Annotated in this window: 14 protein-coding genes and 3 tRNA genes; 12 read left to right on the top strand and 5 right to left on the bottom strand. The window is 46.9% G+C overall.

Annotation, left to right across the window (positions count from 1 at the left end; all coding sequences use genetic code 11):
- The first annotated feature begins 315 nt into the window (after positions 1 to 315).
- Entirely contained in the window at positions 316 to 642 is a 327-nt protein-coding gene (locus AAB523_03130; protein MEK7556249.1) for a rhodanese-like domain-containing protein, read from the top strand.
- 189 nt (positions 643 to 831) lie between these two features.
- On the opposite strand, the gene AAB523_03125 is transcribed toward AAB523_03130, so the two are convergent.
- Positions 832 to 1,464, bottom strand: a complete 633-nt coding sequence (locus tag AAB523_03125; GenBank protein ID MEK7556248.1) for a hypothetical protein — start codon at positions 1,462 to 1,464, stop codon at positions 832 to 834.
- Positions 1,465 to 1,577: 113 nt separating this feature from the next.
- Between AAB523_03125 and AAB523_03120 the strand changes: the two genes are divergently transcribed.
- On the top strand, positions 1,578 to 2,282 hold the full coding sequence (locus AAB523_03120; GenBank protein ID MEK7556247.1) for a M23 family metallopeptidase: 705 nt from the start codon (positions 1,578 to 1,580) through the stop codon (positions 2,280 to 2,282).
- Positions 2,283 to 2,363: 81 nt separating this feature from the next.
- On the opposite strand, the gene AAB523_03115 is transcribed toward AAB523_03120, so the two are convergent.
- Together AAB523_03115 and AAB523_03110 are read right to left on the bottom strand one after the other, a co-directional pair.
- Positions 2,364 to 2,435 (bottom strand) — tRNA-Arg (locus AAB523_03115).
- 71 nt (positions 2,436 to 2,506) lie between these two features.
- Positions 2,507 to 2,971 (bottom strand): hypothetical protein, encoded by a 465-nt coding sequence (locus AAB523_03110; GenBank protein MEK7556246.1) that lies wholly within the window; start codon positions 2,969 to 2,971, stop codon positions 2,507 to 2,509.
- Between the two features lie 127 nt (positions 2,972 to 3,098).
- Between AAB523_03110 and AAB523_03105 the strand changes: the two genes are divergently transcribed.
- Entirely contained in the window at positions 3,099 to 3,599 is a 501-nt protein-coding gene (locus tag AAB523_03105) for a hypothetical protein (protein ID MEK7556245.1), read from the top strand.
- A 614-nt stretch (positions 3,600 to 4,213) separates the two neighbouring features.
- On the opposite strand, the gene AAB523_03100 is transcribed toward AAB523_03105, so the two are convergent.
- A tRNA-Ser gene (locus AAB523_03100) sits at positions 4,214 to 4,300 on the bottom strand.
- Between the two features lie 133 nt (positions 4,301 to 4,433).
- Positions 4,434 to 4,664: a DUF5652 family protein gene (locus tag AAB523_03095; GenBank protein MEK7556244.1), complete on the bottom strand. Its 231-nt coding sequence runs from the start codon at positions 4,662 to 4,664 to the stop codon at positions 4,434 to 4,436.
- A gap of 104 nt (positions 4,665 to 4,768) precedes the next feature.
- Here AAB523_03095 and AAB523_03090 point away from each other — a divergent pair, with 104 nt between their 5' ends.
- From AAB523_03090 to AAB523_03050, 9 genes are all read left to right on the top strand, one after another.
- Complete coding sequence (locus AAB523_03090; GenBank protein ID MEK7556243.1) at positions 4,769 to 6,073, top strand: pyridoxal phosphate-dependent aminotransferase; 1,305 nt, start codon at positions 4,769 to 4,771, stop codon at positions 6,071 to 6,073.
- A 49-nt stretch (positions 6,074 to 6,122) separates the two neighbouring features.
- Positions 6,123 to 6,521: a Holliday junction resolvase RuvX gene (gene ruvX, locus AAB523_03085; protein MEK7556242.1), complete on the top strand. Its 399-nt coding sequence runs from the start codon at positions 6,123 to 6,125 to the stop codon at positions 6,519 to 6,521.
- A complete protein-coding gene (locus AAB523_03080; protein ID MEK7556241.1) occupies positions 6,514 to 6,858 on the top strand; it encodes a hypothetical protein in 345 nt (114 codons plus the stop codon). Before ruvX ends, AAB523_03080 begins: the two co-directional genes overlap by 8 nt.
- A 4-nt stretch (positions 6,859 to 6,862) precedes the next feature.
- A complete protein-coding gene (locus AAB523_03075) occupies positions 6,863 to 7,492 on the top strand; it encodes a DedA family protein (GenBank protein MEK7556240.1) in 630 nt (209 codons plus the stop codon).
- Positions 7,493 to 7,545: 53 nt separating this feature from the next.
- A complete protein-coding gene (gene pilM, locus AAB523_03070) occupies positions 7,546 to 8,664 on the top strand; it encodes a pilus assembly protein PilM (GenBank protein MEK7556239.1) in 1,119 nt (372 codons plus the stop codon).
- Positions 8,661 to 9,197 carry a hypothetical protein gene (locus AAB523_03065; protein ID MEK7556238.1) on the top strand — a complete coding sequence of 179 codons (537 nt, stop codon included), beginning with the start codon at positions 8,661 to 8,663 and terminating at the stop codon, positions 9,195 to 9,197. Before pilM ends, AAB523_03065 begins: the two co-directional genes overlap by 4 nt.
- A 19-nt stretch (positions 9,198 to 9,216) precedes the next feature.
- Positions 9,217 to 9,768, top strand: coding sequence for a hypothetical protein (locus AAB523_03060; protein MEK7556237.1), 552 nt, complete (start codon positions 9,217 to 9,219; stop codon positions 9,766 to 9,768).
- Positions 9,765 to 10,097 carry a hypothetical protein gene (locus tag AAB523_03055; GenBank protein MEK7556236.1) on the top strand — a complete coding sequence of 111 codons (333 nt, stop codon included), beginning with the start codon at positions 9,765 to 9,767 and terminating at the stop codon, positions 10,095 to 10,097. Before AAB523_03060 ends, AAB523_03055 begins: the two co-directional genes overlap by 4 nt.
- 47 nt (positions 10,098 to 10,144) lie before the next feature.
- Positions 10,145 to 10,216 (top strand) — tRNA-Arg (locus tag AAB523_03050).
- Positions 10,217 to 10,511 lie beyond the last annotated feature (295 nt).

Below are 10,511 nucleotides of genomic sequence, written 5' to 3'. Positions count from 1 at the left end.
ATAAGGCCGCAAAGCGCGGAGTGATAAAGAAGAACACCGCCGCCCGCAAAAAGTCACGCCTGTCCGCGATGATCAAGAAAGTAAGCTAGAACCCGTCTCAAAATAAACCGCTATGAATAAAGATGCAATAACGCTTGGCTACTGCGATCGTTTTTTCTCGGCTACGACTTGCCGCTCAAACTCGCCGTATCTCGATACGGCTCGTTTTCCGCAACTGCGCCTCGCACGAGAAAAAATGCTCTCGCTACGCCATTTATTTTGAGACGGGTTCTAAAAAAAGATCCTCCCAGGAGGATTTTTTGTTAATAGATACGTATGTTTTTTTCCAAAGACTCCATTGACACAAAAGAAGCCCATGAAGAGATCCGGAGCAAAAGTACGCTTGTGCTTGATGTGCGCACGAAAGAGGAATACGCGGACGGCCACATTGAAGACAGTATCAATACCGATATACGTCAAACCTCTTTTCTTGAAGAGATAGACGCGCTTCCAAAAGACAAGAAGTGCATTGTCTACTGCCAGAGCGGCGGACGTGCGGGAGCGGCGCTTGATATTATGAAAAAACGCGGATTTGAGAACGTCTCCAACCTCAAAGGAGGGATCACGGAATGGAAAGAAAAAGGACTGCCCGTCGTTCGTTGATTTTTCCGCTCCCAATTCTTCGGCCTGGGCAAGCTGATACTGAGAGGTCCCCGGGTTGAGAAGCGAGTGCGCACAGATTCAAAAAACTTTCTCTAGATATTTGGTGAGGAACGAAACAAAATATATGGTCTTGAAGGAAAAAATAGGCCGAATTAACCAGCCTATTTTTTTGTGTTGATAATGCATGTGTTACCTAATCCACTGGAATGAATTAAGCCACTGCTGTTTAATGTCGAATAACTCAGGGTATAGATAAACACCTAAATCGTAGGTGCCGTAAGAAATGGTACATTTTTGACCTTCCGTATTTTCAGTAACAATATATTGAGTCACCTCCCGGTCAATAGAGTGGAAACCCGAGTCCTCAGCAAGAATAAATGGATAGGCCTCGCGGCCGGCAAATTTATCCTTTGCTCCAGGCTGTACAGATCGTATTGGGAAGGCACTGTCTTCCAGTTTGTGGTTATAAAGAGTGACGGCATAATCCCTAAGGGACATATCGTTAAAAAGATCATCGTACAGATGACCGGTATAAGCACAATGCACAACACCAATTGGGCGTGAAATATTGACATCGGTCAAATAAGTGAACACTTTATGGTCGGCCTCATCTTCCCGCATAAGTCTATAGCCAGCCGATGTTGCGCCTCTTTCAGAAACAGCACCCTTTTCGGCAGGATAGCCGACAGTATACCCCGACTCCATATTTGTATATGTTTCCCAAACAATGTCGTCTCGCATATAGCCAACCAACACAGAACCCATTCCAATTATCACTAAAGTGAGCATAGCAATCGCAGCGTATAGATATGTCTTTTTCATGCTTTGTATAATACTGATTTGTAAAAAAAAAACAAGAATGCTACACTGTTGTCACCTTGCTAATTTTAGCAAGGATTGTTCTTTCTTTTTCACATACATCAAAGGAGATCCTGATGAAGAAGTTTGCTTGCACGCTCGCCGTGCTTTTTTCGTTCGTGTTTGCCCCCGGCGCTTTTGCGGGCACGTTCTGGTTCCCGCTCGCGGGGCATTACCCGTATAGCGAGAACAACGTCACTGCCGTACCCGACCTTGATAATCGTTCGTACTACATGCGAAGCCGCATGAACGAGACGGGCAATTACTGGAATGGTTACAATTATTCAGGCGGTCAGATTGGCTTTAAGAAAGACGGCGGCGGCAACTGGGAGTTTGACGGGGTGCCGTATATCGAAAACAAGACGTACCTCTACTACGACAACCACCGCGGCTATGACTTTGCGGTAGATGCGGGGACAACCGTGCACACCGTGGAGGCTGGAACCTTTTGCGGATACACTCCTACATACGGGCAAATCTGCATTCAGCACTCCATTCCTGAAGGGCTGTATCAGACGTACTACACCCACATGACAAACATTCCCTATTGGCTTCAAACTGCTCAGTATGGAACCTATATTGCCAAGTGGACTCAGATCGGAACGGTGTCAAATGTTGGCACCACCGCTACTCCCCATCTCCATTTTACGGTTCGCAAATATGACCCCAACCATCCAGACTATGTACGCAGAAGGGTAGATAATGGTTGGATCGTTGTTGATCCATACGGATTAAAAAATGGCCCCGGTGCGCCGGATCTCGAGCCGTATCTTTGGAACTGATCTCTTGCTGATAGTTAAAACTTAAGCCGCCCTTCGGGCGGCTTTTATTTTTTACCAGGAGGCACCAGCTTCTTTGTTTTATGCCCTCGCGAGGGATCGAACCTCGATTTTAAACTCCGCAAGCTTATGTCCTATCCATTGAACGACGAGGGCAGTGATTTAAGAACAAAAGACAGCACGAGCTGTCCCCTAGAATGTAGCATATATTGGAGTTCTTAGGAACTCTAAAAACCAAGGTAGTCCATGAGCGCTTCAGAAACACTTTCTTTCTGTTCTTCCGAGGGTAAGTGTACCAAGAGGAACGCGCGCACCGCGTCAACATTTACTTCAGGAGAAAGAGGAATGGACATATGCGGCATGAGCACTTTTTGAGATTCAAGAATAAGTTTGACGCCATTATTGTTTTCGCGCAACCAGAATGATTTCAGAGCATGGTAGGGGTAGAGCGCGTCGCCGATCCGCACCCCTTTTTGGTTGAGCTCAAAATAGAGGACCTGCGGCTTTCGCGCTGAATACAACAGGAGCGTAAAAGCGCTAAGTACGATAAAAACGGCAAAGAGAATGTTTTTATAAATGATGGCGGTTACGGCAAGCGAGAGCGCGATAATGCCAACCGCCCAAAACCAGTCGGTGCTGTGCTTTTTGTGTTCGTATTCCGCGGCGCTCCACCGTATCTTTTCTTGTTCCATGCAATTGGTTTTGGGGTTTAAGAATGCTTCTGAATTTTTTACGTATCTTCTATTCAGTATAGTAAAGAGAACGACTACTCCGCAAGCTAAAAGCACGTTGTTGCAGCTTTTTTTATTGTGTGCTTTTATGAAACAAGACGTTCTTCATGTGCTCGCACGCAAAAGGAGGGAATATATGGGAGCTATTCTGACCCCTTCAAAAGAGGTTGCACCGTGGTATGTGTTGGTAAACGATGCAGAGTACCGAGTTGGTTGCCAGCTTCCCCCAGACATTGAAAGCTATCTGGTGTTTCTCCTCATGCGCTATACAAGAAAGCGGGAAATGGCAGGGAGTGTTTTATCCATTGAATTAATGGAGGCGTTGAATTTTCGGGGCGCAGAAAGAAAAAATGCGCTGAAGGAGGTCGGAGACACGTGTCTCTTGTATGCCGGACTGTTTCCCAAACGCGCGCGGCGGCTTCGGGTCCCTGATGACTATTTTGCAAATCTGGGAAGAGGCGCGTACCATGTGCTCTCGTCGCTTGCGGAAGATGGATTTCAGAATGTGTACGCCGACCTCTCGGGAGAGTTTGTTTTTCTGTCCCGCGTCTTAGCGGCAACGCGAACAGTAGAAAAAAGTTTACAGTAGCTCATGTTTTTTAAAAGCCGCCACGAATATGTGGCGGCTTTTTATTTCAACAAGCGAGGAGCGCCTGCCTACCGGCAGCAAGGCAGGTTTTACACGGCATCCGAGCCAAGAACATATATCCGCAAGACGAAAAAGATTTTTCCGCAGTACATGGTATAATAAAAAAAGCCGAAGAGCGTTTGTGAGATATTGAGAATGAAAATTAAATAAGAGTTGATACAAATGAAACAAAAACAGTCCCGATGATATCGGGACTGTTTTTGTTTCATTTGTTACCGGATTAAGCACCACGGGTCGCGCTACGACCTCAACTAACCACATTCAACCGACAGCGCGAGATTCTTCTCACCTTTTGAATCTCATCCCACAGACAAACGCTCCCTTTTGATACCTGTGGAAACGGTATCAAAATAAATCGTAGCGGAGGGAGTGAGATTCGGTGTCAGCTCACATCAATATTTTTGTTCGCTTCGCTTCAAAAATATTGTGTGGCTCCTACCCGGGCTCGCTTGTTTGCAATGCTCTGCACTGCCCAAGCTCCGCCTTTCGAATCTCATCCCGCGTCTATGACGCTTTTCCAAAATACCCGTTCAGGATATTTTGAAAAATCGTAACGGAGGGAGTGAGATTCGAACTCACGGTGCAGTTTCCCACACTCCGGTTTTCAAGACCGGTGCCTTCAACCACTCAGCCATCCCTCCAATATATTTTAAATTGTCGTTGCTCTTTCTTACACAAACACCAACGAAAACAAACAGTGCGGAAGCACAAAAACTTCCTTAAGTTCTTTTGCTTTGGCATGAAACCTTTTATCCGAAAGGATTGCTTACCTCACTAAGCGTTCATTCCCGTGTCACCATCCGACATCTTCTTGGTGGCTTTTTTGCCGACGAAGAATATGTAAATGATATCAAGAATGGCGAGCGTGTTGATCACGAGCAGGGCGATAAACCATCCCTTGTGTGAATTACGCGCCGACAGCCAGAGCGCATATCCCTTCCACGGTAACACCCAAAGCGAAAGAACAATCAGTACCCATATATTTTCTTCAAAAAATGCTTCCATACTGTGCATCATAGCAAAATCACTTGAAAAGGCAATGAATCGGCGAACGAGACAGACTCTTGAGTTTTTGCTTTTCTACCGCAAAATATAGTATTGTGGAGTCAATGCGAAACAACATTGTGCACATCGGCGCCGGCGAGCTTACCTACGAGATCCGCGAGATCGTGGAAGCCGGGAGGGAGCTTGAGAAAAAAGGAATACCGATGCGCTGGGAAAACATCGGCGACCCGGTTGCCAAAGGCGTCACGATACCGGAATGGATCAAAAATATCGTAAGCGACATCATTACGAACGACGACTCAAGCTACGGATATTCTCCAACGAAAGGGCTTTTAGAAGCGCGGCAATTCATATCGGATTTGAGAAAAAGGCAATCAGGGGTTATGCTTGACCCCGAGGATATACTTTTTTTCAACGGTCTCGGTGATGCCATTTCCATCATCTATACCTATCTCAACAGAGGATCAAGAGTCATTGGGCCCAATCCGGCGTACCCGACACACTCTTCGGCTGAAGGCGCTCACGCGGGTTCCCGCCACATCACCTATCGGCTGAACCCGTACCGCAACTGGCTTCCTGACATGGAAGACATCAGGAATAAGGTTAAGTACAACCCGTCCGTTGCAGGCATCCTCATCATCAACCCCGACAATCCGACGGGAATGGTGTACCCCAAACGAATACTGGAAGAGATCGTGAATATTGCGCGCGAATTTGATCTCTTTCTTATTTCTGACGAAATTTACGCAAATATTTATTATGGTACGGATCGCATGGTGCCGCTCTACGAGCTTATCGGCAACGACGTTCCGGCAATCGTCATGCGCGGACTTTCAAAAGAGGTGCCATGGCCGGGCGCGCGGTGCGGTTGGATAGAGGTGTACAACAAAAAAGCTGACCCCATTTTTGCGCGATACATTAAAAGCCTGGTGGACGCGAAAACGCTTGAAGTGTGTTCAACAACCCTGCCGCAAAAAGCGTTGCCCAAAATCCTCTCCGACCCGCGCTATCAGCCGTACTTAAAGGAAAGAGCGCTCCAATATCGTAAAAAAGCGGACATGGCCTATCGGATATTCAAAGAGGTGGAAGGTGTCATCGCGCTCCGACCTGAAGGCGCGTTTTATATGTCCGTGGTGTTTGAAGACGGAGTACTCAACAAAAAGCAATCGCTCCATATAGCAAACCAAGACGCCAAAGAGTATACAGAGCGCGTCATTCCCGCCGTTTCTTTGGACAAGCAGTTCGCGTACTACCTGATGGCCGGCGCGGGGATCTGCGTGGTGCCGCTTTCCGGCTTCAATTCCGATCTCTATGGATTTCGGATCACCTTGCTTGAAGCAAATGCCGAAGTATTTGAAGAGAACTTGCGTATTATCGCCCAAAAGATCAAAGAGTATCTCAAGTCATAGGGAAGTTGCCTAAGACTAAAAACGGCGGATAGTATGATATGCTCTAGACATGTCCCTCAACAAAAAATTTATGGGCATTGATTATGGCACCAAGCGAGTGGGGATCGCTCTTTCTGACGACGGAGGCAGTATGGCATTTCCGAGAACCGTCTTGTCGAACGATAAGCATCTTCTTTCAAAAGTAGAAGCGCTGTGCAGCACGGAAGGGGTGGCCGAGATCGTCATGGGGGAGTCACTGAACTACGCGCAGAAACCAAACCCGCTTATGGAGCACATTACTCCGTTTAAAAAAGAATTAGAAAGTGCCACACATCTACCAGTTCACTTTGAACGGGAATTCATGACATCCGCCGAGGCAAAACATATGCAGGGAGACGTGGGTTCCCTTGATGCTTCAGCGGCGGCAATTATTTTGCAAAGCTATTTGGACAAACAACACCATGGATAACAAAGAACCGATTTCTTTTGAAGATTTCTCAAAACTGGATATACGGATCGGCACCATCACTTCCGCGGAGAAGGTGGCCGATACGGACAAGCTCTTGCGCTTCAGTGTAAATTTAGGCGAAGAAAGAGAGCGGCAGATCGTTTCGGGAGTCGCAGAGCATTTCTCGGACCCGCAGGTGCTTGTGGGGAGACAAGTACCCGTACTTACCAACCTGCCGCCGCGGACGATCAAAGGAGTCGTAAGCGAAGGGATGATCCTCTACGTGGTTGGCTCCGACTTCGTAACGACATTAAATCCCGGACGTGGCGATGTGCCGCCGGGAACGCCAGTGAAATAAAATAATGTTACCGTTTGATGTATTACATTTTGATCTCATAGGAATTATCAAAGCATTCGGATACCTTGGTCTGTTTGCCATCGTGTTTGCCGAATCGGGTCTTTTTTTCGGCTTCTTCCTTCCCGGCGACAGCTTGCTTTTTACGGCAGGGTTGCTTGCCTCGCAAGGGTTCCTCAATCCCTGGCTACTCTCAATCACCATATCCACAGGAGCGATCCTTGGCGATAGCGTGGGGTACTGGTTTGGAGCGAAGGTTGGCCCCAAAATATTTACCCGGGAAGATTCTTTCTTTTTTAACAAGCGGCACGTTGAACGCACCCACCTTTTTTATCTTAAATACGGCTCACGGGCAGTGGTACTTGCGCGTTTTGTGCCCATCGTGCGCACCTTCACGCCGATCCTCGCGGGAGTGGGGAGTATGCCCTATGCTACATTCTTGCGGTACAACATTATCGGGGGAATCCTCTGGGGGACAGGCCTCACGCTTCTCGGATATTTTCTTGGAACGGTCATCCCCGGCATTGATCAGTACATTCTGCCGATCGTCATAGGGATCATCGTGGTATCGTTTCTTCCCATAGCGTCCGAACTGATCAAGGGCAGAAAGGGAAACAACACGGAGAATCGCTCGTAAGATGTGCACATAATACTTTCGTTAACGCTGTCAGCACGATATAATAGTAGGTGATGGAATATACGAACACGAGACGAGTATTTACCGATTTTTTCCCTCCGCCAAAATTTCTGCAAATGAAATCGGCGGGGCTTGATGTTTCAGACAGAAGGATCAGATTTTTATATTTTAAGAAAGGCAAAAAGGGTCTTGTGATCGGGCGCTTTGGCGAGATGCAAATACCCGAAGGCATTATTGTTTCCGGTGAATTAAAAAAGCCGGAGGAACTCCGGAAAGTTCTGAGAGCGTTCCATGAAAAATACGGGATAGAATTCGCGCATGTGTCGCTCCCCGAGGAGCGGGCATATATGGTAAAAATGGAAACCCCCGACATCTCCGGCGACGAATTGCGCAACAGTATCGCGTTTCAACTTGAAGACTATGTTCCCATTCCGGTGAGTGAGGCGGTTTTTGACTATAGCGTGATAAAAAAAACAGAGCAGAGGAAAGGGTATGTGGACGTTGCCGTTTCCGTGCTTCCCCAGAACGAGTTGAAAAAATATGTAGACATGTTTACCGATACCGGCATCATGCCCGTTTCTTTTGAAATAGAAGCACAGGCCATTGCCCGGGCGGTTCTTCCGAGAGGAGATAAGGGGACATACATGGTCATTGATTTTGGAGACACGCGCATGGGCATTTCCATCGTGAGCGGCGAGGCGGTGCGTTTCACTTCTACAATCAATGTCGGGAGTGACACGATCTCTCTGGCGATCCAGAAGCATTTTTCCATTAGCCCCGAGGAGGCGTACCGGATGAAAAATGAGAAAAAGATATCAAAGAGCGCGGGCGACAAAGAATTTTTCCAAGCCGTTTTGTCCACGATATCCATTATTCGGGACGAGATCAATAAATTGTATATTTACTGGCACACGCACGGCATGGAAGAGAGAGGAGGCGGGAAGATCGGTAAAATTGTTATGTGCGGAGGCGGTGCGAACTTGGCGGGACTGACGGACTATCTTTCCGCAAGCCTGAAGATCAAAGTAGAGATAGCCAACCCGTGGTGCAACGTGAATTCGTTTGAAAATTATATTCCGGAAATACCTGCTAACGAGGCATTGGGGTATGCGTCCGTTATCGGCCTCGCGCTCGCAAGCGCCAGTGATACCAAGGACGACACAAGCGTATGATCAACCTGCTACCACTTGAAGAAAAGAAAAAAGTAAGAGAAGAATATTTCGCGCGCCTCGCTGTTACGGCGCTGTACTTTATTTTTGCGACCCTGCTGATAATGATTGTGTTTATCATTTCTTTCTATATTTCTTTGGCGGCCACGGGGGAGGCCAACCGTGATCGGCTCAACATGCTGACAAGCCAAGGAGTGCCGGCCACGGAAGAGTTTGACCGGATCATTGAAGAAACGAATAAGAAAATAAAGATACTTCAAGGAGGCGATAAAGCCGAACACATCTACGATCGGGTGTTCGGTGCCATTATTGACCGTAAGGGGAGTATTCGCATCACAGGTTTGGCATATGAAAAGGCAAAAAATGATTCCGCGCTTGTTCGACTGACCGGTGTTTCTCCCGATAGGGAATCATTGCTTGCCTTTGCGAAAGTACTTGAACGAGAAGGTTCTTTCACCAACGTGGAGGTACCGGTTTCAAATTTTGTGAAGGAGCGTGATATTGAATTTTCCATGGAGATCACCCTGGGAATGTGACAGTAAGTCGTATGAAGCCATGATGTTTTGGAAAAACTTGCAGAGAAAAACCAAATTATTCTTCTTGACGGCCATTGTCTTGAATATTTTGGTTGTCGGTCTTGTCCTCTATGCTCTCCAGTTTATGAAAGAGAAAAGCGCTGATGTGGCAATGCTTGCGGGGCAGATACAAGCATACGAGCAGAGTGGAGAAAAACTTAAGTCTATAAAACACTTGGTGGCTGACACAGCGGGTGACCGAGAAAAGATGGATTCATTGTTTGTCAGCGGAGATGGTATCGTCGGATTCATCGGGAAGATAGAATCCCTCGGCAGACATGCGGGAGTGTCACCGGAGCTCAAATCAGTGGACGTTACCAAAGATGGCGGAGAGGCACTGTCTTTGAGATTTAGCACAGAGGGAGACTGGGAGAGTACGCTTTATTTTTTAGCACTTGTGGAGTCGGTGCCCATGCGTATTGAAGTGGAGAGTGTGAACCTAAGATATGTGGAACGCATAGTAGAAGGTAAAGCGACAACATTTTGGTCAGGAGATTTCAAGATCTCTTTGTTGAGCTTTTTGAAAACATGAATATGGATATTGACATCACACAACTAAAAGAGCGATTTCTTGGTAAAGGAAAGGACCATACCAAAATAAACGTGAATCCCACAAGAGGTTGGAAGATACTCGTGTTGGTATTTTTCGGCATAAACCTGTTTATTATTACGTTCAGTATGTATCACATTGTGTATCGTGATAACCTGAACGATGGGTTATCATTGGATCAGGCGGCGGCGGGCGTCAAGACCATAAACAGAGAAGCGCTGCAGCGCGTCTTACAAACGTATGATGAAAAAGAAAAAACCATGGAAAGACTCCAGAGCGAGCAGATACGCGCTGTTGACCCCGCGAAGTAACACTGGTATATTTTGGCTCAAGGAAGCCCCGTCGGGGCTTTGAATTTCTCCCCGTAGTTCAACGGACAGAACGGAAGCCTTCTAAGCTTCTAATGTAGGTTCGATTCCTGCCGGGGAGACAAGGTAAGTTGCATGCACAAGAAATTATTGAAACCAAAAAAGCTTCTGATACAGGTGTGGATCCTACCGGGGAGACAAGTGAAGCGAGAGTTTACAAACAACGGGTAATAAGATAGTATTTTAGTACTTTTCCAGGGCGATGAGCTGTTTTGGTTAACATGCAGTGAAGCAGGAGATGGTTTGATCAAGCAGGCATAATTGTTTTTAAGAGAAGGGCGATTAGCTGTTTTGGTTAACCAGCAGTGAAGCAGGAGATGGTTTGATCAAGCAGGCATAATTGTTTTTAAGAGAAGG

The organism is Patescibacteria group bacterium, from assembly GCA_038063375.1.
Classification (GTDB): Bacteria; Patescibacteriota; Minisyncoccia; order Phycocordibacterales; family JANLHH01; genus JANLHH01.
Note: the sequence above shows the minus strand (reverse complement) of the source record. Positions and strands in the feature narration are given on the sequence as shown.